A 21,194-nucleotide genomic window follows, 5' to 3' on the forward strand; every position below is an offset into this window, starting at 1 on the left:
GCGAGCGACGCCGCGCTCCTACGGGTGACCAGGCATTGTCGGCAGAACAAGGGAGTGTGCAGGCATGAGTGAGCAAACGATCGCTGACCCGCAGATCGATGTAGCGGCGCTTGCCAGCTGGCTCGATACCCAAGATCTTCCCGGCAAGGGACTTCCGGTCACCCAGAGCTATGTATCCGGCGGCAGCCAGAACGAGATCTTCGAGATCAGGCGCGGTGATGTACTGCGCGGTGCGCTACGCAAACCGCCCTCGACGGCGCCGGCGCCCCGCGACGAGGGCATTCTGCGCGAGTGGCGGATTATCGAAGCGCTGGACGGAACCGATGTGCCACACACCGAGGCGATCGGAGTGTGCGCTGACTCGAGCGTGCTTGGCCGGCCTTTCTACATCATGGGTTTTGTCGAGGGTTGGTCGCCCGCCGGCAGCTCGCAATGGCCGCCGCCGTTCGACACCGATCCCGACGGTCGTCGCGGGCTGGCATTGGAGCTGATCGAGGGCGTCGCTCTGATGGGCGCAGTGGATTGGCAGGCTAAGGGACTTCAGGACTTCGGTCGGCCGGAGGGCTTTCACGACCGTCAAGTGGAGCGCTGGACGCGCTTTCTCGATCGGGTCAAGACTCGGGAGATCCCCGGCCTCGACGAAGCGACGCAGTGGTTGCAGACACACCGTCCGATCGATTTCGTCCCGGGCATCATGCATGGCGACTATCAATTCGCGAACGTGATGTTCAAGCATGGCTCGCCGCCCAAGCTAGCCGCAATCATCGATTGGGAGATGGGCACCGTCGGCGACCCCAAACTCGACCTCGCGTGGGCGCTGCAGAGCTGGCCGGAGGACACCGGCAGCGCGGGGGCAGCCGAGGGATTCATGGATGTCAGCGGAATGCCCGGACGAACCGAGCTGCTGGAGCATTATTCGGAGGTCTCGGGGCGACAGGTCGATGACTTCGATTACTACACGGTTTTGGCGCGTTGGAAGCTGGCGATCGTCCTTGAACAGGGGTTCGCGCGGGCTGGCGATGATCCGAAATTGGTGTCCTTCGGTCGAGTGGTGCTCGATCTGATGAAGCGTGCGGCTGAACTTGCCGAGACCAGTACCTACAAGGGCCCAGCGCCCTCGTCTACCTGAGAGGAAGTTTCATGACTGGTCGTCTCGAGGGCAAGGTTGCGTTCATCACCGGAGCGGCGCGCGGGCAGGGCCGCAGCCACGCGATAAGGCTCGCGCAAGAGGGCGCGGACATCATCGCCGTGGATATCTGCAAGCAGATCGAGTCAAACCTGTATCCGTTGTCTACTCCTGAAGATTTGGACGAGACACGGCGCTTGGTCGAAGCACTCGATCGGCGAATCGTCGCGCGTCAAGGCGATGTGCGTGAAAGATCGCAATTGAGCGAGATCGTTGCCGAGGGCATCGGGCAGCTCGGCCGTCTGGACATCGTCGCCGCAAACGCGGGCATCATGCCGATGCGCATGGGCGAGACGGCGAAAGCGATGGACTTTGTCGACGCCACTGACGTCGACTTGCTCGGAGTGATGAATGCGGTCGCAGTTTCGATCCCACACATCGCCGACTTCGGCTCGATCATCGTCACCGGCTCGACGGCGGGGCTGATGAAAGGCACCACTGACAACCCGGTGTTCGGTCCCGGCGGTGCAGGCTACAGCTGGGCCAAGCGAACGCTTGTGTCATATGTCGAGCAGATGTCGCTGCATTTGGCGCCGCGGTTCATTCGGGTCAACGCTATTCATCCCACCAACGTCAACACGCATCTGCTGCACAACGACGAGTTGTACAAGGTATTTCGCCCCGACCTCGAGAACCCGACGCTTGACGATGTGCTGCCTGCATTCGTCGAGTGGCAGGCGATGCCCATTCCGTTCATCGAGCCCATTGACATCTCGAATCTGGTGCTGTTCCTAGCGAGTGAGGAGGCACGCTACATCACCGGTCAGCAGATTCGCGTCGATGCCGGTTCCCTCGTCAAACACGCCAACATGATGGCCTGACGACCGGTCGCTATCGACGCCTGGCGCCTCGATCCACGAGTGGACTTCGTCACCCTGTATGCCACAGGTGCGCCACAGCCAACGACGATGTGTCTGGTGCTCGTCAAGATGGCCGCCATCGGGGGTGAGCCTCGATGACGGGGGCGGGGTTGAGGAGTGATGGATGCAATCGGGTGACCGCTCGTCTGGCCCACCGCAGCAGGCCGAGGTAGATCCACGTCAGAGGCGTCGGGTCCTCGCGGTGTGCCTCATCGGCATGTTTTCGACGACGTTCCCGGCCACGATCCTCACGATCTCGGTAAAGCGCATTGCAGAGAATCTGCATTCCGTTCCCACCACGATCACCTGGGTCACCACGGCACCGATGCTCGCTGCGGCCGTAGCGACCCCGGTGCTGGGTCGTATCGGTGACCTACGCGGTCACCGCCGGATGTATCTGTTCGGCTTGATTCTCGCCGGGAGCTTCTCGCTGCTCACGGCAGCGGCCTGGAGTGCCACGAGCCTCATCGCGTTTCGAACAATTTCTCAAATAGGTGCGGCGGCGACCGTTCCGAGCACCTTTGCCATCCTGTTTCGGTCCTTTCCCGCTTCTGAACGGGTGCGTGCGTCTTCGCTTGCCTCGGGCACTTTGGCCGGCGCCTCGGTGGTTGGCGTCATCATCGGTGGCCCACTCGTCGATTTGGTCGGTTGGCGGCCGATATTTCTGATCCAGGCTGGAATCTCGTTTGTGGCCTTTCTCCCGGCGATCCTGATCTTGCCGAGGGACGTGAAGAACCGCGCTCGCACCCCGGTTGACTTCGCCGGTGCAGCGGCGCTGGCGATCTCTACCTTCGCCCTCACCTTCGGCATCAATCGGCTTGGCGTGTGGGGCCTCTCGGCCGTCCCCATCATTGCGTTGGCCCTGGTCCCGATAGCCGTCTGGGCTCTCGTACGCATCGAACGAAAGGCACGCTCGCCGCTGCTGCCGCTGCGCGTTCTGGCCGCCAGTAACACCCGGGTGGTCAGTGCGGCGACCTTTCTGCTCGGTGCAGGGTGGATGGGCAACTTCATCATCACGCCACTGTTGTTGCAGTCGGTTATGGGCCTTTCGGCCGGTACAACGTCGCTGATCAGCGTGCCCCGCGCCACCTTCATCATGGCGGCAGCGCCGGTCGCTGGGCGGTTAGGTGTTCGCTACGGCGAGCGACGAATCGTCATCTATGCCTGCACCGCGCTGGCGGTGATCATGTGCCTCATGGCGGCTGGCGCGGCGTCGACGACCTTGCTCATCATCGGGCTGGCGTTACCGCTGAGCGGCTGGGCCTTCGGTCATGCTCAGCCTGGTTTGGTCTCGGCGATGGGTCACGCCGTGCACGAGGAGGACTTCGGACTGGCTACCTCCTTGCAGCAGACCTCCAACCAGATCGGATCGGTCGTCGGGATTGGCCTGTTCACCGCTCTGGCGGCGAACTCGACGACGACAGGACCCTTCGTGCTGGTGTACCTGCTTACCGCCGGTTGCGCCATGGCTGCCGCCTTGATCTCGACGCGGATGCGTGACGGTCATGCGCTCACGGCTCACACGCCGGCCCCCGTTGACGATGGCAGTGAACCTCAGCCGTTCATCGAGACGGAGACGGGTGAACCTTCACTCCTGACAAACCGCTCGAACTAACGACGTCTCGAGCGGTTTGGCGAACCTGCCCTCCATGCCCGAGCTGCGCGTTTTGCGAGGTATAGGTGGTTCGGACGGTCTGCACCTGACGCACCGGAGGCTGATTGGCTGCCACCGCTGCGGGTGTCAGAGCGAGCAATAGCGGAAGTAGGCCGAAGGCGAGTACTGCCGCCCGCGCTGCCCGGCGTCGCCGCGGGCTCAACGCGTCGGGCGGCAGGAGGAGCCGCCGGATTCGGTTCAGAGTGTCGCCATCGGCCGCGGCGAGAGTGGCGGACGAGACCATCGCCGGGGGCCGGGCGGCTCCCGAGGCGGACTGGGCGGTCGCCACTGCGACAAGTGCGGTGGCAAGAGTCTCGGGATCGTGAGCGCCCGCCGCGAGTTCGTCGGCGTGCATCTCCAACAGACCACGAACCTGAGCAGGAAGCCCCCGCATCAGTGGCAATTCAGGCAGAGTCCGCGCGGCCAACGCGGCACTGGCCAGCAAGCGATGATGTCGAGCACCCAGATGGGCCCGCTCGTGCGCGAGCACCGCAGCGAGCTGGGGGCCCGTCAGCAATTCGACGGCGCCGCTGGTGAGAACAACGGTGCTCGAACGGCCTGCCAGGCAATACGCGGCCGGTTGGGCCTGATCGAGAATGACCGCGCCTAGCTCTGCCGCCTCTCGTCCGCACAACCTGACCAGCGTGCGCTGGCGGCGACGTTCGGCCCGCCGCACCCGGACAACCTGCAGCGACGCCAAGCAGACTCGGACGGCGATCGCCGTCGAGAGGGTAAGTCCGGCGCCGGCGACCGCTGCGCCGCCAGGGGTCACGTAGGCGGCCCGCAGCCTCAAGATGCAGGCACCCAGCAGCTCACTCAGTCCGCTCGACAGCGCCGTGCCGGGCAATGCGACGGTCAAACCGGCCAAGAAAAGCGCGGTCAACACCGACCATGCGGCTGCGAGCAACAGCATGGCACCCAGTCGCGGCGCGCGAGCAAGCCAAGCCTCATGGCGCGCCGCCATTGGCCCGAGCACGCCGAGGATCAGTGCGTAGCCGAGCAGCGCAGCGCCAACTGTCATCAGGTGCCCGCGTTGCGTCGTTGGGCCAACGCCTCGGCCAGCGCTTGAGTCAAAGCCTGAGCGTCTTCGGCATCGATCTGCTCGACGAACCGGGCCAGCGCGCCGGCCCGGTCCGAACTGCCCGAGAGCGCGTCGTTCATGAGCTGCGCGGCATAGCCTTCCCGGCTGATCGCAGCCGAGTACCGCCAGGCACGCCCATCGCGTTCGCGGTCCAGCCAGCCCTTTCGGTACAGGTTGTCCATCACAGTCATCACCGTCGTGTAGGCCAACGATCGTTGCGGGCCAAGCTCGTTGACCACCTCGCGCACCACTCGGGGTGTGCCGGCGTCCCAGAGCAAGTCCATGATCGCGGCCTCGAGCTCGCCGAAGGGTCGCAGCCGACGCGGTTCAGTCATGACAACCCCTCTCCGACGACCCTCAGGTTCGCTTTATCGGACGCCTTCTTATCGGAGCCCTTTACTACCTGCACCCCAACTAACACGGACAGCAGCGACGGGTCGTTCAATCGACGCTGTAAAAAGGGCGGCTAGTTGGAGCCGGGATTGAACGTTCGTCATCTACTAAGCGTGTTAGTAGTCATGCTGAACGATTCTAGCCAGACCGAGTCCCTCGACGCGGAACAGGCCTTCAGGGCGCTGTACGCAGAACACGGCCAGGCCTTGCTCGCCTACGCCCAACGTTTCACCGCGGACCGAGGCCGCGCTGAAGACATCGTGCAGGAGACGTTCCTGCGCGCCTGGCGCAACTTCCCGAACCTGATCGAGGACGAGCGCCCTGCCCGAGCATGGTTGTTTCAGGTGACTCGCCGATTGCTCATCGATGCTGTCCGGGCGGCCAAGGCGCGACCGGTGCTCATCGAGGCCAACGCGTCAACCGAGCCAGTCGTTGACGGCGGCCTCGACCAACTGCTGGATCACGCGATGTTGTTGGACGCGCTGCAGCAGCTGCCCGATGCCCAACGAGAGATCGTCATCGAAACATTCTTTCTGGGGACACCCGTGCACTTGAGCGCGGCCCGATTGGGCGTGCCCGCGGGCACGGCGCGCTCCCGACTGCACTACGCCCTCAACCGTCTTCGTCGACACCTAGACCTGTGCATCGCCGCCTGAGAACCGGCGGACCGACATCATCCAAGGAGAACTCCCATGCCCGCACAGCCCAATTCTGTACTGACCAATTCTGTACAGCCCAATTCTGTACTGACCAATTCTGTATCTAACCGGATCCCCACCGAATACCTAGCGCGCTGTGCGGGCGCTATCGCACTGGCCGCGGTGGCGGTCATCCATGTGGCGGACTTTCCCGACACCTTTCTTGAAACTCCTTTGATCGGTTATGGATACTTCGTACTCATCGCGGCGTCAGTGCTGGCCGCGGGCCTGCTGATGACCGTCCCTGGCCGGCTCGTCTGGGCGTTGGCCGACTTCATCGCCATGAGCGCACTACTGGGTTATGTCCTCAGCCGCACAACCGGTCTGCCGACAGACAACCTTGATATCAGTAATTGGAACTGCCCGCTCGGAACCGCGGCGGTGGCTACTGAAACCCTGATCGTGTTACTCGCCGCGTGGCGAATGAGCCCACACCGTCGATCTCATAAGCCTCTGGACCGCGCCGACGCCGACACCGACGCCGACACCGACGCCGACACCGACACCGACGCCGACACCGACACCGACAACACGGTCACGGTTCTGACGACCTCTGCCAGCTGACTCTCACCGACCTACCTCTGAGAACTACCTCTTATCGAACGGAGCTCTGCCATGCCCGACAAGCCGCGGTTCGCGATTCCACCCCAATGCACGTCGACGTCGGTCTTCACCCACCACCGAACCAGTCGCGTCGTCAGCGGTCCCGATACTGAAACCGAAACCGAATCCGAAGACGGCAAAGCTCAGGGTGTGTTGCTGATTCATGGCCAGCCGGGGTCACCGGTGATTTGGTCGCGGGTCAGTCCGTTGCTGCAAAGCCGTGGATTGCGGGTTATCCCGTTCGATCGACCCGCCAACAGTCGCGATGGCGACGAGTCCGTAGACCAATTCAGCACCGCCTTAATCCTCGCAGGGCTTCTGGAAGATCAGCAGGATTCGCCGGTGGTCGTCGTCGGGCACAGCATCGGCGCCGGAACTGCTTTGGCTCTGGCAGCCACCGCTCCTGAACGGGTCCGAGCGTTGGTCCTGATCGCACCCGCGGCCGGTTCGAGCTCGGTGACCTTCACTGACCGCGCGCTGGCCGCACCCGTCATGGGACCCGCTCTGACCTGGCTCGGATTCCGTTCGGGCGGCCTCGCGTTGCAGATTCCCAAGCTTCGACAGCTGGTTCTCGTTCGTCGCGCCGGGATTAGCCCCACCGCGGCCAGGGAAGTCGCTCGCCAGCTAGCCAGGGGCAGCCTCTGGCGGAGCTTTCTCACCGAGCAACGGCAGCTGGTGGCCGGCGCGCGACGACTGCAGGAGCGGTTGAACGAAATCCACTGCCCGGTGGTCATCGTGGCTGGGCAGCGCGATCGTGTCGCAGGACCCCGGATGGCAGCAGCCTTGGACCGAGGGCTGCCCGCATCGGCAGTCATCACGACTGCCACCGGGCACTTCATCCCCAGAGACGACCCGGACATCGTGCTCCGCGCGGTACTGCGCGCTATGGCGTGGGAGTACCGAAAGTCCCTCTCTGTCAAATCCCATCAACCAAGCTAGGAGGAATTGAAGTCATGATGATCAGATCCAAACGCCTGCCGTTGTATGTCGTCGGCGGTGCCGGTTTGAGTGCACTCGCGGCGGTTCTCGGTGTGACGATTACCAATTCCGCATCGGGTACGAATGCGCTCAGTTTGTCGCCGAGTACGACCGTGGTGGCAACCCGTGGTACAGGTTTGGGACCTATCCTGGTCGATTCGCAGGGTCGGACGATGTATCTGTTCCAGAAGGACACCGGGTCGTCGTCGACCTGTGGCGGCAGCTGCGCCGCGGTGTGGCCACCGGTTCCAGTGTCTGCTGTGCCGCACGCGGCCGGCGGTGCTTCAGCCGCTGCTATCGGCGTAATCGCTGCGCCGGGCGGGACTCGGCAGCTGAGCTACGCCGGCCACCCGCTGTACTACTTCGCCGGAGACAGCAAGGCGGGCCAGACGCGCGGGCAGGCGATCGACGAGTTCGGCGCGAGGTGGTACGTGCTCTCCTCCGATGGCACCGCCGTGCTCGGTGCGGCCAATAGCAGCAGCAACAACAGCAACAGCGGCGGGGGATACGGCTACTGACAACGCCGAGCCGGGTCAGTCATCTCCGGCTCTGTCGGGTGGCAGTCTTCGCCGACAATCACTCAATTCGGTGGAAGGACGGCGAAGGCGCGGACCGGAAAAGTCCCGAAATCGGCAACCCTCGGTGGCGCCGCGGTGAAGCGAGCGCCGGTCGGCGGCAATTGATCGAGGCCGGTGAGATGTTCGACGATCGGAATTCCGGCCGCGAGCAACACGCTATGGGCTGGCCGCGGCCCACCCGGTGTCATCTCGTCGATGTTCGCCGAATCGATACCGACCAAGGCGGCGCCCTGGGCAGCGAGCCATTCGGCGCCGGCCTCCGTCAGAAACGGAGCGTCTTCGTAGTAAGCAGGCGTTCCCCAGTGCCGGTCGGCCCCGGTGTGCAAAAGTACTGCAGCGCCCGCAACTTCGAGGCCAGCAAGCGCGGCGACGTCGACGGCGCGCGTGGCGCTGCCAGCCGTTCGGGCAAGAACGGCAGGCAGATTCGCCAGTCGCGCGAGGGGCACACCGGCTAGATCAGTGCCATCAGAGTAGCGATGAAACGGACTGTCGACGTAGGTTCCGGTGTTGCCGCCCATCGTGATGACGTCGATCGTGAACTCCGTCCCTGCCGCATAGACCTGGCGGGACGCCTCACGGGTGAGGTGGGGCGTGATGTGCGGTACCGGTAGCCCTGGCATCGTGGTCATGCCTTCAGTGATGAGGTGGCTGAGGTCCACGAGCCGCCCCCACTGGCCGGACTCACCCCTGGGGGAATGGTCGCTCGGCCCGGCGTGCGTTCCCTTGTGAGGTTCTTCGATGATCTGGAGCTTCGTCAACGAGACATGCTCAACCATCAGCAGGTTCAACGATGAGATGAAGAGCGCGACGATCTCGTCTTCGGACGTATCACGTCGCGGCACATCCACCCTGAAGGCTTCGACCCGCAGGCCGCCGCCGTTCAAGAAGGTCATCGACGCGTCAAACATGGCTCGGTATTCGGTCATGCCGGAAGGATGCCATGTTCATCACGCGGAGGAAGCGGTTTTCTGAAAAGCCTCCTTGCGCGGTGCCTGCGGGTGCTGGGGTCGTCCTCGGGAGGACTACTTGCTGTCGTACTCGCCGCCGAGTTTGAACTGCTCTTCTCGGAAATCCAACTGCGTCAACCACGCGGCGTGTTTTTCAGTGTCAACGTCATCTGGTAGCTCGCGCTCGACCTTGCTGGCGGCTTCGTAGTGCTGTTGCTGGCGGAGGCTGTCCACGACCTGGCTCTTCCTCAGTATCATCTGATTCTCCTTCTCGCTCACCAGCCGCGTCTGACGGCCGCTACTCGTCCAACCTAGCCCTCAAATGCCGCTCGCACCCGTCGCGATCTCAGAAACCGACTCGATGCCTGCCCGCCGCGCAGGACCTATCAGCCCCGCGGCGCCTATCCGTCCCGCATGCTGTTCAGCAACGAAGCGCGGGCCCGAGCATCCTCCATTGCGTTGTAGAGGCGGGTGTCGTAGTCCGGGTCCAAGTTGGGAATAACGGCACACGTTCGACGCTCCCATACGTCGCTCGGCCCAGGGCCGCGAAGAATGACCGCGACTTCTGTCTGGTTGTCGTGCGTGCCCACGTTCGTTGCTTGCCAGACCGCGGTCGTGGGTGCGGTAAGGGCCCGGTCGGCCCTGGTGGTCGGCATTCGACGGCGGTCGTCCCACTCGCGCGCGAGAAAGAGCACGCCGGCCACGATGAGCAGCAGGATGACCCCTTCGAAGACGATCCTCGCCAACGGTGCTCCGCCCTTCCGACTCGACCTTCCAACCTGCAATCGCGCCGTCACCGGCCTTCGCGCACCGGTCTGCTTGCTCGGCGCAGCCCTACTTGCTCGGCGCAGCCCTACTTGCTCGGCGCAGCCCTACTTGCTCGGCGCAGCCCTACTTGCTTGGTACAGCCAGGCTAATGCCCGAGCCATTGCCCGGTGCGAAGACGGTAATACCTTGTGGCAGTTTCGCGAGTAGGTCCTGCTGGGCGCAGACCGGGCACGACGTATAGCCGCGTTGTTTGGCTTCGTTTGCTTGCGCCTCGATCTGTGCTTTCTTCAGGTCAGCCTGGGCCTGGGATACGTCGGCAAAACTCGCCTGCGCGGTGCTGATCGCCTTCTGTACGGCCGGGTCCAGGTCGATCTTGGCAAGATTGAACTTCACGTTCTGGAAGTAACCACCGCCGAGGGTGGAGTTCAGGTCAGAGGTCAGGGAGGCGCTGATGTTCTTCTCGATGTTTGCCAGGTTGACGTTGCCCTGACCGACCTTGGTCGGGTCGATCGCCACGCTGCTGTTCTGCACGAGTGAGCACGAGCTCACCAGATCGGCACACTTGACATCTCCGATGCTCGTGCGCAGATCGTTGTTGATCACCGGCGAGAAGATCTGGTCCAAGAAGCACGCGAAGCCGGCGTCCCCGGCCCAGAGGTCCTTTGACGTTGCGGACCCGGTGCACTTGAACTGCCTCGTCCCGTAGGCGTTGTCGAATGACTTCAAGACCGCGTAGCCGTCGGCAGGGCTCGTGTTGAGCGTGAAGTAGGCCGTTCCTTCCACCCCGACGTTGACCCCGTCTGCGGTGGGAACTGTCACGGACTCGTTCGCGTCGGCGTTGCCGGTTGAGCTGATCGTGAAGAACCTTTGCGAGGTGGGGTATTTGTGCATCGTCGAGTTGAGACCGATTCGAGTGCGGCCGGAACCCGCCGGCACCACCTGCCGAATTTTTGTGTTGTCCAGTGGGCCACCGTTTCGAACGATCGCAACGTGGCCGCCGTCGGTTGAGCCGTAACCACCGAACAGTACGACCAGAGCGACTATGGCCACCAACACGACTACCAGCGCGATCAGGGTTGTCCGAAAGGCACCTCCCCGCAAATGGCCAACCTTCGTCTCCACTAGTGCTCCTCATCGGGTGATGTCACGGCGAACCTATGGACCGGGGCTGGTGACTCGCCCGACGGCCGAATGGAGGGTCTCATCGGCACGGCCCGCCGCCCGACACCGACACGCTCTACCGCGTTGTGACGATCAGACGATGGGTTGAGTCAGGTCATCGTGCCTGCGAGCAGGGCGTACCGGCCGCCGCGGCTGATCAGCTCCTCGTGCGTGCCACGTTCGATGATGCGTCCGTGATCGAGTACGACGATCTGATCGGCATGGCGGACGGTGCTGAGCCGATGTGCGATAGCGATTGTGGTTCGGCCCTGGGCAAGCTGCTCCAAAGCCTTTTGGACTATCCGTTCGGTCTCGTTGTCGAGAGCGCTCGTCGCTTCGTCCAGCACCAGGATCGGCGGGTTGCGCAGAATCATCCGCGCAATCGCCAGCCGTTGCCGCTCCCCGCCGGAGAACCGGTAGCCGCGGGCGCCAACCATGGTGTCATAGCCCTCCGGCAAAGACGTGATGAGCTCGTCTATGCGGGCAGCCCTGGCCGCCGCCTCCAGCTGGGCTTGGGTCGCGTTGGGTGCGCCGAACAGGAGATTGGCGCGAACTGTCGTATGAAACAAGAAGGTATCTTGAGCGACGAGACCGACTGAGGCCGCCACGGTGGCCAACCGAATCCGGCGAACGTCCACATCATCGATCTCAATCTGACCGCGCTGAGCGTCGTACAGCCGAGCGATCAAGTACGCAAGCGTTGTCTTACCCGAACCGGTCTCGCCAACCAGGGCGACGGTCGCGCCCGCCGGTATCTCGAGATCTATGTCCCGTAGCGTCCACGGTCTTTCGCTGTTGTCTTGATCGCTGTTGTCTTGATCGCTGTTGTCGGGATCATCAGGCTTGGTTGCATAGCGGAAACTGACCTTTCGGAGGCTGACCTTGCCCTGCACCTCACGCAGTTCGATTGCGTCTCTCGATTCCGCTACCTCGACATCGAGGTCCAAAACCTCGAAGATCCGGCCGAACATCGCCAGCGATGTCGAAACCGATAAGCCCACTCCCTGAAGTGCCGAAGCAGGAGCGACCAATCGGTTGAGGATGCTCGTGAAGGCGACCGCAGTTCCGATCGAGATCGTGGTGGCGCCGTGCGCAAGCGCCAAACCCGCGAGCCAATAGACGATTGCGGGGATCATCGTCAGGCTCGCTCGGCGACTGGCGAGCACCCACCGCCCACTCATGGCGGCGCTCATTTCGAGTTGGGACAGTTCTCGAGACTCGGTCGAGAAGCGCTGCTTCATCTGCTCTTGCTGACCCATCGTCTTGGTGAGCAGCATGCCGGCGACTGACAGCGACTCTTCGATGTGAGCGGTCAGCCCGGCAAGTTTACGCTGGCGGCCACGAGCAATTGCGCGCCTTCGCCTGCCAATCCGGAGGGCCAACAAGAGGAAGATGGGTACGACGATCAGGCAGATTATGGCTAGCTTCCAGTCCATGACCAGAGCCGCGACCGTGACCGAGGCAGCAGCGATGACATTCTGCACCGTCGAACTTGCCGTGTTCGTTATGACGTTGTCGACGCCACCGACGTCGTTGGCCATCCTGGATTGCAGCTCGCCTGCTTGGGTCCTGGTGAAGAAGGCCAGCGACATCCGCTGCAGATGCTCGTAGACGCTGACTCTGAGATCGTGCATGACCCGCTGACCGATCAGGTTGGACAGCCAGGTGGAGGCGACCGACAGGACGGCATTCGCAGCCGAGGCGAGGAGCATGCCCCCCGCGAACCAGGTCACCAGTACCGCGCTGCGCTCGGGCAGCGCTCGATCAATTATCTCGCGTAACAGAAAGGGCGAACACACGCCCGCGATTCCTTGTAGAACGGCCAGGCCCACCAGCGCGAGGACCTGCCATCGGTAGGGGTTGAACAGGGACGCGATGCGTCGCAGGGAGACTCTCTCCGGTGTCTGTCCAGCCAGCTCCGCGTGGTCGCGCTGCGACGTCGGTCGGCCCGGTGCGAGCCCGGCGGGTGCTGAACCCGCGGTCACGACCCCTCCGGCGCAAGAGATGCGTCTACTTCTGCCAATCGTTGCATGAGCCCGGCGGCGAGTACGAGGGATTTGCGCTCGGCCTCGGTCAGAGTCTCCGACATCGCAGTGGCAAGCCATTGGTTCCGGGGTCTCATCTCGTCCCTCAATGACTTTCGCCCGCTAGCGGTGATCGTGAGCAGCGACTGCCGGCCATCGCTTGGGTCAATATTGCGCTGTGCCAAGTCGGCCTCCTCAAGTTTGTTCAAGGTGCGAGTAAGCGACTGGGGTTGCAGGCGCAGCCGGCTAGCGACCTCGCCGGGCGTCATCGGGCCGGCCCGCAACAGCCAGCCGAGTACGGCGACTTGGTTCAGGCTGAGGGCTCCGCGACGCTGAGCACGAGCTCGTGCCGCCAAGCTCGTAGCCGCGCGTGAGACCAAAGCAGCGTCGCTGAGCGCACCTCGCGCCAGACCAGAATTAGTACGCATCTGCGTACTATAAATCAACGGTCAGGGATCGATTTGCCTGCCCCGCCCAGCGCCGTATCTATTGACAATTGCCGCCAAAAGGAGTGTGGTGGGCACACCCGCCCGCCTTTGTCCCTGCCGTACCCGCATCACTTAGGAGACGCTGTCGTGGGCGCGACGGGCATGCGCGCCGCGCGGTAGGGACGTCGACTCAAGCTGCTCCTCGCACGACCCCGAGGAGGTCGGCCATGTCCGTTTCAAACGTCCGCCGCCGAACCGATGGAAGGCGTCGGGCACTAGTAGCTGTGGTGGCGGTGCTCTGCCTGGCTGCTGTCGGCGTTCCGGCGCTCGCCAGGTACGACACCGCTTCGGCTAAACCGCCTTCGGTGCCCTGGCTCGACGCGCATAAATCGGTGGCCGCGCGGGTCAACGCGCTGATGAACGCGATGACGTTGGAAGAAAAGGTCGGTCAGATGGATCAGCAGCTCGTCACGACGCTGACCGATCCCAACAGCACCACCTGCGGGGACAACGGCTTCAACCTTCCGAACCCTGACTGCATGAAGAAGATCCTCATTGATTCGAAGGCTGGTTCGATTCTGGCCGGCGGGACCAACAACCCAATCGACACGACCGGTCAAGGCGGGGTGGGCAACACCGGATTCGACTGGGCGAATGAGTACAACATCATTCAGCAATATGCGGTCAAGAACTCAAGGCTGCATATCCCAGTGATCTTCGGTGTCGACGCGGTACACGGCTTCGGTCACCCCTGGCAGGCTCCGCTCTACCCGCAGTCGATCGGCATGGGTGCCACCTGGGACCCGACGCTTGCGCAGGTCGGCGGTAGGACTACCGCGAAGGCGCTGGCTGCCACCGGCTGGAACTGGGACTTCGCCCCTGTACAGGACTTGTCACGGGACAACCGATGGGGCCGTACGTATGAAACCTGGGCCGAGGAGCCAACTTTGGCCGCAGCGATGGGCGCGGCGAACGTCCAGGGACTGCAGGCCACCGCGAAAGGTAAGGCGCTCAACGTCGCTGCCACGGTGAAGCACTTCGCTGGCTACTCCCAATCGATCAACGGCCACGACCGCAACGAAGCGCTGTTGCCACTGAGCTATCTGCAGAGCACGATTCTGCCTTCGTACGAGGGTGCTCTGGATGCTGGAGCCCAGACGGTGATGGCTGATTCCGGCTCCATCAACGGCGTGCCGGCGACAGCTTCGCACTACCTGCTGACCGACATCCTGCGCAAGCAGCTTGGTTTCCAGGGTGTCGTCATCAGCGACTACCAGGATGTACCAGCTCTGCAGACCGCGTACCACATCACCCCCGACCTGGCTGGTGCGATCGCCAAGGCGGTCAACGCCGGCGTCGATATGAGTATGCAGGTCTTCGACGCCGATAAATGGCAGACAGCGATACTCCAGGACGTCAACACGGGCAAGATCTCGCGTGCGCGTATAGACGAGGCTGTACGGCGAATTCTCACGCTGAAGTTCCAGCTCGGGCTCTTCGATCAGCCGTGCGTCAACAACCCCAGCGTTGCTTGCGTGAACCCTCAGGCAGCGAATGCGGCAGTGACCGCTGGCCGCCAGTCGACCCTGCAAGCAGCCACCGAGTCGATCACCATGTTGCGCAACCAGAACAACGCGTTGCCGCTTTCGCCGACGGGCAAGGTTGTCGTGACCGGGCCTAGCGCCGACTCGATGACAAATCAGCTCGGTGGTTGGAGCGTGAGCTGGCAGGGCGTATTCGGAGCCGGCCACGTCTGCTGCATGGGGCCAGCCAACCAGATCCCGCCCGGAACGACCGTCCTCAAAGGTATTCAGGCGGTTGATCCCAATGCGGTCTCAGCACCCGACCAAGCCGCGGCGGTAGCCCTCGCGCCTTCGGCGAGTGCCTACGTAGTGGCAGTGGGGGAAAAGGCGTACGCCGAAGGACTCGGTGACAACCCCGCTCCGCAGCTGCCACCCGATCAGCAAGCGCTGGTCACGGCCCTTGAGGCAACAGGTAAGCCGGTCATCGTTGTCGTGCTCGCTGGTCGTCCGGTCGGGCTCGGGTCGGCCGAGAACGCCAATGGCGTGCTGATGGCTTACCAGGGCAGCACCGAAGCTGGTGCGGCCGTAGCTGATGTCGTCTTCGGAAAGGTGAATCCGAGCGGAAAGCTGCCGGTCAGCTGGCCGTCCGATGCCGCGACGGTGGGCGCGGACTTCGACGGGACAGCCCCGTCGCCGCTTGGCGACCAACCGAAGTTCTTTGATCAGCTACCTGGCACCGGTTCGGGCCCGGGTCACGCCTACAACCCGCTTTACCCGTTCGGGTATGGCCTGTCGTACACGACCTTTGCTCGCAGCAACTTGTCGGTCACGCCCAACGTTTCGAGCAACGGCAGCGCGACCGCTCGTTTCACGGTGACCAATACCGGGTCGACAGCCGGAACGGACGTCGTGCCGGTCTACGTCAGCCAGCCCACGAGCGATGTGGTGACACCGCCGCAAAGGCTCGTCGGCTTCACCCGGGTGACGCTGAACGCGGGGCAGTCGAAGGTCGTCCGGGTCACGTTCAGCCTGAACACGCTGGCCGAGACGCAGGGCGACATCAACGCCGCTGGGCCGCCCACCGTTCAGGCCGGCTCGTACGTCGTGCAGCTCGACAAGAACACCACAACGCCGTATGACGTCGAGGTATCGGCGCCGTTCACAGTGTTCTGAGCGATCGCCCAATCCAGCAGATCTGCTCCCAACAGATCTGCTAAGGAATGGGTCGCGCTGGCCACAGCTCAGGCTGTGGCCAGCGTGCTGCCGTGCCCGGGTCACCGCTGCGCGTTTACTCGGCGGTGTCGGCGGTGTCGGCGGTGTCGGCGGTGTCGGCGGTGTCGGCGGTGTCGGTGAGTTTGTCGGTCGAAGACTGGCCCGCTGCCGTGCAACGCTGCAGAAAGTCGATCAGCAGATCGACCTCGTCGTCGGAGAAGTCCTCGAGAATCTCGTCCAGTGCGCTGTTCATGCCTCCGTACAGCCGGTAGATCTCACGCTGCTTGTCTGCGACGCCACGGACGAGTACCACCCGCCGGTCGCCTGCGACCCGATCCCTGGTGATCCATCCGCCGGTCTCGAGTCGATTGAGGATTCCAGTCATCGTGGCAAGGTGAACGCCGACCCGGCGGGCCAGCGCACTGGGGCTGATCGGTCCATGCCTGGTGATCACGTCGAGGCAGTCGAAGTCGACGTCCCTGACCTCGATCCGACTGCCCACCCGGTGATTGAGCACGGAAAGTTCCATGCGCAGTTCCCGCAGGCTCTGCTTTGCCGCAGCAATGCGGCGCCGTCGCGCTGAGTTCATTTCGGGCGGTTCGGATCGATCCGAGAGCCCACTCGACGTGTGCATTGCGACGATCCTTCCCAGGTGCTATGAATGTCATATCATATGATAGTCGTAGTATCCATCGAACGATCCGCGGAAACGCGGGTCAGGAGGAGCGTAGCCATGCGGATCGTCGTCTTTGGAGCCAACGGGGCCACTGGGCGTCAATTGACCAGGCAGGCGCTAGACGCTGAACATCTCGTCGTAGCCGTCACCCGCCGACCAGCGGAGTTTCCGGTGGCGCATGAACGGTTGACCATCGCAGAGGCCGACGTCTATGACGCTGCGGCGGTTGATCGGGCGGTGGAAGGAGCCGATGTCGTGCTGTCGAGCCTCGGCGTGCCGTTCACGAGAAAGCCGATCAGTGTGTACAGCGACGGCGTCAGCAACATCATCGCGGCCATGTCTCAACAAGGGGTCAAGCGATTGGTCGTCGTGAGCTCCAGCGCCACCGAGCCGCACCGGCACGCCGAGGGCAGCTTTTTGCTAAATCGAGTACTGCAGCCGATGCTCACCGCCACGATCGGTAAGTCCACCTACGACGACATGCGCCGAATGGAAGCAATCGTCCGGGCCAGCGATCTGAAATGGACGATCATGCGCCCGTCGGGGCTGTTCGACACCGATGGCGTGACGACCTATGAGCTACACGAAGATGAGGCGCCGGGTGTCTTCACCAGCCGTCCCGACCTGGCAGCGAGCATGCTCGAACAAGCAACTGACTCTCGCTACGCTCGCAAGGCCGTTGCGGTGACGACGTCAGAGGGTGCGCCGACGCTTCTTCAGATGATCCGCCGCGAAGCGTTCAAGAAAAGCTGATCTGCCGCAAGATAGGCCATGAACGAGGGCGGAACGCCGAGGACGAGGCTTCGTTCACCGTGCGTCATTCGCAATCCGCGCGGATCCCAGGCCAGTGCCCACCCGTGACATTCAATCGACTGCTGAATCGCGGTGATCAAGGCTTCCTCCCTGAAGCTGAGGTATTTGATCGGGTCGTCGCTCGTGTCTTCGACCGCAATGGTCAGCGCGTCCGCATCCAACTGGCCGAGAGCATCGATTCTCGCGTCCACAGCGAGCACGACCGGTGCGAGGTGTAGGTCAGACATGTCACGAGGCACTGTGGGCATCGACGTCTCCTCATAGATTGATTTGAGAACCAGATTTTGTGCTCCCTCAGCGTCGCTTTCTTTGGCGCGTCGCGGACCAGTCAAAGGGACCCTTTTCTCCAGGACAGTCCCGACAGGGTCAGGACCTTCAGCCCTGCCGCTGAGTCATGGACGAGCGCACGATGAGGTCATACGCACATCTCATCGATCTTGGGAGCTCGTCATGAAGGCGCTTGTTTATCACGGACCCGGGCTCAAGGCCTGGGAAGACGTCGCTCGCCCGGAGCTCATCGCCGACACGGACGCCATCGTTCGTGTCGACACGACCACGATCTGCGGCACAGATCTGCACATCCTCAAGGGTGATGTCCCGGCCATGGTGGCTGGGCGCATCATCGGCCACGAGGCCGTGGGGACCGTGACAGAGGTTGGTACCACTGTGAAGAACATCGCTGTCGGCGACCGGGTTCTGGTTTCCTGTGTGAGCGCCTGTGGCGCCTGCAGGTTCTGCCGCGAAGGTCGCTACGGCCAATGCACCGGTGGCGGGGGCTGGATCCTCGGCAACGAGATCGACGGCACCCAGGCCGAGTACGTACGGGTCCCGTTCGCTGACAACTCGACGTACCCGGTACCGGTTGGCGTCACCGATGAGGCGCTCTTGATGCTCGCTGACATTCTCCCGACCGCCTACGAGGTCGGCGTGCTCAACGGAAAGGTGCGCCCCGGTGATGTCGTCGCCGTCGTCGGCGCTGGGCCGATAGGTCTATCCGCGATCAGCGGTGCGCGATTGTTCAGTCCGAGCATGGTGATTGCGATCGACATGGCCGCGAGCCGGCTCGAGGCGGCGAAGCAATTCGGTGCGGACGTCGTCATCAACAATGCCGAGCAGGACCCGATCGCTGCGGTCATGGAACTGACTGGTGGTCTGGGCGTTGATGTCGCGATCGAAGCGGTCGGCGTGCCCGCCACGTTCGAACTTGCCGCCGATCTGGTGCGGCCGGTGGGTCGGGTGGCCAACATCGGTGTGCACGGCAAGCCAGTCACCCTGCACCTCGAGCGACTGTGGACGCGCGATGTCACCATCACGACCGGATTGGTCGACACGTATTCCACTCCTACACTGCTGCGGCTGTTGAAGTCGGGCCAAATCGACGCTGAACGCTTCGTCACCCACCGGTTCGGCTTCGACGACTTCATCGATGCCTACGACGTATTTTCCCGCGCCGGCGAGACCGGTGCCCTGAAGGTCGTCCTATCACGAGAGAACTGAGGAACGAGACATGACTACCACCCCGCTGGACCCCCGGGTACCTACCGCTGACGTCGTCGAAAAGGCGCTCCGAAACGCCGCGGCACGTGCCACCCTCGCGCCTTCGATTCACAACACCCAGCCTTGGCGTTTCGTCATTCACTCCGATCGGCTCGACCTGCTCGTTGACTCGAGTAGACGCGTCCCGGTCATAGACCCGACGGGTCGGCAGGCAACGATCAGCTGCGGGGCGGCGCTGTTCGGAGCCCGCGTTGCGCTGGCGGCCGCGCAGATCGACGGCGTCACCGCTTTGCTACCGGACCCAGCGCATCCGGAACTGCTCGCCACTATCACCGTTGCCGGGCCAGCGGCTGAACTGGACGAGGCTGCTCAACGACTGGACGCCGTCGCCGAAGACCGGCACAGCAACCGGCGCCAATTCAGCCGCGGCCTCATCCCGGACCACGCTCTTGATGCCGCGATGCATGCCGCCGAGATCGAGGGCGCGTCCCTGCACCCGCTCCGTGAGCTGGAAGATCGGGTGGCAGTGGCGGTGCTGAGCCAACGAGCCGAGAGCATTCAGGACGCTGACCCGGCCTATCGCGAGGAGCTGCGAGCCTGGATAACCGACGACCCCGACAGCCCTGACGGCGTGCCCGTGTCGGCCGTCCCGCAGGCCTCCGATGAGGCACATGACGACATCCCCATTCGAGAGTTCGATACCAGCGGCACAGGTGAGCTGCCAGCAGAAACGCGATCCCGCCTCGACCAGAGCATGCTCATCCTTACGACTCCTGGTGACGATGAACGCGCCTGGCTCATCGCCGGTCAGGCCCTCGGCCGGGTGCTTCTCGAATTGACCAGTGTCGGACTCAAGACGAGCATCCTGTCACAGGTCACTGAAGTATCGAGTACCCGAGATCAACTGCGCCACGACCTGCGACTGCGGGGCAACGTTCAGCTGATGTTGCGGGCGGGCATCGCTGCGGCCACGCCGGCGACCCCGCGCCGCCCTCTCACCGACGTCATCACCGACGTCACTGCCGACGTCACTGCTGAGGCGTGACCATAACCAGACCGCGGATTGCTGAACTTGCAAGCCTCGACCGATCGCAACCCCGAAACAGGTGATCGACATGACCTCCCTGATCGAACCCAGACTGGCCAGCGCGATCCGTCGTGCCGCAGTACGTGCGACGCTGGCTCCCTCGGTGCACAACACACAGCCCTGGCGATTCCTGCTTGGCGGCTCCGCCTTGGAAGTACATGCCGATTGGAGCCGACGACTGCGAGTGCTCGATCCCCGCGGTCGGCAGCTGCTGATCAGCTGCGGCTGTGCGGTATTCAACGCTCGCGTCGCGCTGGCCGCGGCTGGCTACGACGCGCTGGTCGAGGTTTTTCCGGACCCGAGCCAGCCGAATCTGGTCGCTAGACTAACCCTGCCGGACGAGACGGTTGACGGCCTTCTCATCGGTGCTCTTGACGCCGTCGTCGAATCCCGTCAAACCAACCGACGTCGATTCGCCGACGAACCCTTGCCACCCGAGGTTGGCCAGGCCCTCGTGCAGATCGCAGATTCCGAACGCGCGCAGCTGATTCCAATCAGCCTGCCGCAGGACAGGCAGACGGTAGCGCGGCTCAGCCAGCAGGCCGATGACTTCGAAAATCTCGATCCGGCTTATCGCGCCGAGCTCCGGGCCTGGACCAGTGAGGACCCACGCCGCCTCGACGGCGTGCCTGCACTCGCAGTGCCCCACGTCGATGCCGATGCTCACGACGATGTTCCGCTTCGAGACTTCGACACCCACGGCCACGGCTGGCTGCCGACCGAGACCCATTCCAGCCTGAACCAGGCCATGTTCTTACTGAGTACCGCACAAGACACGCCGAGCGACTGGGTTTACGCCGGCGAAGCGCTCGAACACATCTTGCTCGAGATCACCCGCCGTGGCTACGTCGCGAGCCCGTTCACCCAGGTCATCGAGGTCGCCGCCACCAACATCGCGCTCAGGCAGCAATTGAACCTGCAGATGCACCCGCATCTGCTGCTACGGATCGGCCGTGCCCCGGCGACTCCGGCGTCACGCAGGCGACGGCTGGTCGACATGCTGAGTGAGTCGGAGTGAGAGCGCTGA

At 63.3% G+C, this 21,194-nt stretch carries 22 protein-coding genes; 12 read left to right on the forward strand and 10 right to left on the reverse strand.

Going from position 1 to position 21,194, the window contains the following annotated elements; genetic code table 11:
- The first annotated feature begins 64 nt into the window (after positions 1–64).
- The 3 genes from ACSMXN_RS08280 to ACSMXN_RS08290 all read left to right on the forward strand — a co-directional run bounded on the left by ACSMXN_RS08280 (position 65) and on the right by ACSMXN_RS08290 (position 3,661).
- A complete protein-coding gene (locus tag ACSMXN_RS08280; protein WP_022911377.1) occupies positions 65–1,129 on the forward strand; it encodes a phosphotransferase family protein in 1,065 nt (354 codons plus the stop codon).
- A gap of 11 nt (positions 1,130–1,140) precedes the next feature.
- Positions 1,141–2,007, forward strand: a complete 867-nt coding sequence (locus ACSMXN_RS08285) for a mycofactocin-coupled SDR family oxidoreductase (protein WP_022911378.1) — start codon at positions 1,141–1,143, stop codon at positions 2,005–2,007.
- Positions 2,008–2,170: 163 nt separating this feature from the next.
- Entirely contained in the window at positions 2,171–3,661 is a 1,491-nt protein-coding gene (locus ACSMXN_RS08290) for an MFS transporter (protein ID WP_022911380.1), read from the forward strand.
- Here the strand turns inward: ACSMXN_RS08290 and ACSMXN_RS08295 are convergent.
- A complete protein-coding gene (locus tag ACSMXN_RS08295) occupies positions 3,609–4,721 on the reverse strand; it encodes a M56 family metallopeptidase (RefSeq protein ID WP_022911381.1) in 1,113 nt (370 codons plus the stop codon). The two genes, ACSMXN_RS08290 and ACSMXN_RS08295, sit on opposite strands and share 53 nt — an antisense overlap.
- Positions 4,721–5,116, reverse strand: a complete 396-nt coding sequence (locus tag ACSMXN_RS08300) for a BlaI/MecI/CopY family transcriptional regulator (protein ID WP_022911382.1) — start codon at positions 5,114–5,116, stop codon at positions 4,721–4,723. The genes ACSMXN_RS08295 and ACSMXN_RS08300 overlap by 1 nt, the downstream gene beginning before the upstream one ends.
- A 183-nt stretch (positions 5,117–5,299) precedes the next feature.
- On the opposite strand from ACSMXN_RS08300, the gene ACSMXN_RS08305 reads away from it, so the two are divergent.
- From ACSMXN_RS08305 to ACSMXN_RS08320, 4 genes are read left to right on the forward strand one after another with little or no spacing between them, the layout of a single operon-like run.
- Positions 5,300–5,830, forward strand: a complete 531-nt coding sequence (locus tag ACSMXN_RS08305) for a sigma-70 family RNA polymerase sigma factor (protein ID WP_022911383.1) — start codon at positions 5,300–5,302, stop codon at positions 5,828–5,830.
- Positions 5,831–5,866: 36 nt separating this feature from the next.
- Positions 5,867–6,436 carry a hypothetical protein gene (locus ACSMXN_RS08310; protein WP_022911384.1) on the forward strand — a complete coding sequence of 190 codons (570 nt, stop codon included), beginning with the start codon at positions 5,867–5,869 and terminating at the stop codon, positions 6,434–6,436.
- 51 nt (positions 6,437–6,487) lie between these two features.
- Positions 6,488–7,414: an alpha/beta fold hydrolase gene (locus ACSMXN_RS08315; protein ID WP_022911385.1), complete on the forward strand. Its 927-nt coding sequence runs from the start codon at positions 6,488–6,490 to the stop codon at positions 7,412–7,414.
- Positions 7,415–7,428: 14 nt separating this feature from the next.
- Positions 7,429–7,971 (forward strand): hypothetical protein, encoded by a 543-nt coding sequence (locus tag ACSMXN_RS08320; protein WP_022911386.1) that lies wholly within the window; start codon positions 7,429–7,431, stop codon positions 7,969–7,971.
- Between the two features lie 62 nt (positions 7,972–8,033).
- Here the strand turns inward: ACSMXN_RS08320 and ACSMXN_RS08325 are convergent, their stop codons facing one another.
- The 6 genes from ACSMXN_RS08325 to ACSMXN_RS08350 all read right to left on the reverse strand — a co-directional run bounded on the left by ACSMXN_RS08325 (position 8,034) and on the right by ACSMXN_RS08350 (position 13,359).
- Positions 8,034–8,957: a cyclase family protein gene (locus ACSMXN_RS08325; RefSeq protein WP_022911387.1), complete on the reverse strand. Its 924-nt coding sequence runs from the start codon at positions 8,955–8,957 to the stop codon at positions 8,034–8,036.
- A 96-nt stretch (positions 8,958–9,053) separates the two neighbouring features.
- Positions 9,054–9,236, reverse strand: a complete 183-nt coding sequence (locus tag ACSMXN_RS08330) for a hypothetical protein (RefSeq protein WP_155958203.1) — start codon at positions 9,234–9,236, stop codon at positions 9,054–9,056.
- Between the two features lie 143 nt (positions 9,237–9,379).
- Positions 9,380–9,724, reverse strand: a complete 345-nt coding sequence (locus tag ACSMXN_RS08335) for a hypothetical protein (RefSeq protein ID WP_155958204.1) — start codon at positions 9,722–9,724, stop codon at positions 9,380–9,382.
- A 145-nt stretch (positions 9,725–9,869) separates the two neighbouring features.
- The gene (locus ACSMXN_RS08340; RefSeq protein WP_022911390.1) at positions 9,870–10,868 is read right to left on the reverse strand and encodes an SPFH domain-containing protein; all 999 of its coding nucleotides are present in this window, start codon (positions 10,866–10,868) and stop codon (positions 9,870–9,872) included.
- A 149-nt stretch (positions 10,869–11,017) separates the two neighbouring features.
- Positions 11,018–12,892 carry an ABC transporter ATP-binding protein gene (locus ACSMXN_RS08345; protein WP_022911391.1) on the reverse strand — a complete coding sequence of 625 codons (1,875 nt, stop codon included), beginning with the start codon at positions 12,890–12,892 and terminating at the stop codon, positions 11,018–11,020.
- Entirely contained in the window at positions 12,889–13,359 is a 471-nt protein-coding gene (locus tag ACSMXN_RS08350; RefSeq protein ID WP_022911392.1) for a MarR family transcriptional regulator, read from the reverse strand. The genes ACSMXN_RS08345 and ACSMXN_RS08350 overlap by 4 nt, the downstream gene beginning before the upstream one ends.
- Positions 13,360–13,586: 227 nt before the next feature.
- Between ACSMXN_RS08350 and ACSMXN_RS08355 the strand changes: the two genes are divergently transcribed.
- The gene (locus ACSMXN_RS08355) at positions 13,587–16,055 is read left to right on the forward strand and encodes a glycoside hydrolase family 3 N-terminal domain-containing protein (RefSeq protein ID WP_051148718.1); all 2,469 of its coding nucleotides are present in this window, start codon (positions 13,587–13,589) and stop codon (positions 16,053–16,055) included.
- A gap of 115 nt (positions 16,056–16,170) precedes the next feature.
- Here ACSMXN_RS08355 and ACSMXN_RS08360 read toward each other — a convergent pair whose 3' ends face one another.
- On the reverse strand, positions 16,171–16,728 hold the full coding sequence (locus tag ACSMXN_RS08360; RefSeq protein ID WP_455407732.1) for a MarR family winged helix-turn-helix transcriptional regulator: 558 nt from the start codon (positions 16,726–16,728) through the stop codon (positions 16,171–16,173).
- A 99-nt stretch (positions 16,729–16,827) separates the two neighbouring features.
- On the opposite strand from ACSMXN_RS08360, the gene ACSMXN_RS08365 reads away from it, so the two are divergent.
- A complete protein-coding gene (locus ACSMXN_RS08365; RefSeq protein WP_022911395.1) occupies positions 16,828–17,523 on the forward strand; it encodes an SDR family oxidoreductase in 696 nt (231 codons plus the stop codon).
- On the opposite strand, the gene ACSMXN_RS08370 is transcribed toward ACSMXN_RS08365, so the two are convergent.
- Positions 17,487–17,831 carry a hypothetical protein gene (locus ACSMXN_RS08370; RefSeq protein WP_155958206.1) on the reverse strand — a complete coding sequence of 115 codons (345 nt, stop codon included), beginning with the start codon at positions 17,829–17,831 and terminating at the stop codon, positions 17,487–17,489. The two genes, ACSMXN_RS08365 and ACSMXN_RS08370, sit on opposite strands and share 37 nt — an antisense overlap.
- 202 nt (positions 17,832–18,033) lie before the next feature.
- On the opposite strand from ACSMXN_RS08370, the gene ACSMXN_RS08375 reads away from it, so the two are divergent.
- The 3 genes from ACSMXN_RS08375 (at position 18,034) to ACSMXN_RS08385 (ending at position 21,185) form a co-directional block, all read left to right on the forward strand.
- Positions 18,034–19,080, forward strand: a complete 1,047-nt coding sequence (locus tag ACSMXN_RS08375) for a zinc-dependent alcohol dehydrogenase family protein (protein WP_022911397.1) — start codon at positions 18,034–18,036, stop codon at positions 19,078–19,080.
- A 10-nt stretch (positions 19,081–19,090) separates the two neighbouring features.
- Positions 19,091–20,125, forward strand: coding sequence for an Acg family FMN-binding oxidoreductase (locus ACSMXN_RS08380; RefSeq protein WP_022911398.1), 1,035 nt, complete (start codon positions 19,091–19,093; stop codon positions 20,123–20,125).
- A gap of 70 nt (positions 20,126–20,195) precedes the next feature.
- Entirely contained in the window at positions 20,196–21,185 is a 990-nt protein-coding gene (locus ACSMXN_RS08385) for an Acg family FMN-binding oxidoreductase (RefSeq protein ID WP_027138953.1), read from the forward strand.
- Positions 21,186–21,194 lie beyond the last annotated feature (9 nt).

This window comes from Parajatrophihabitans canadensis (assembly GCF_053764775.1).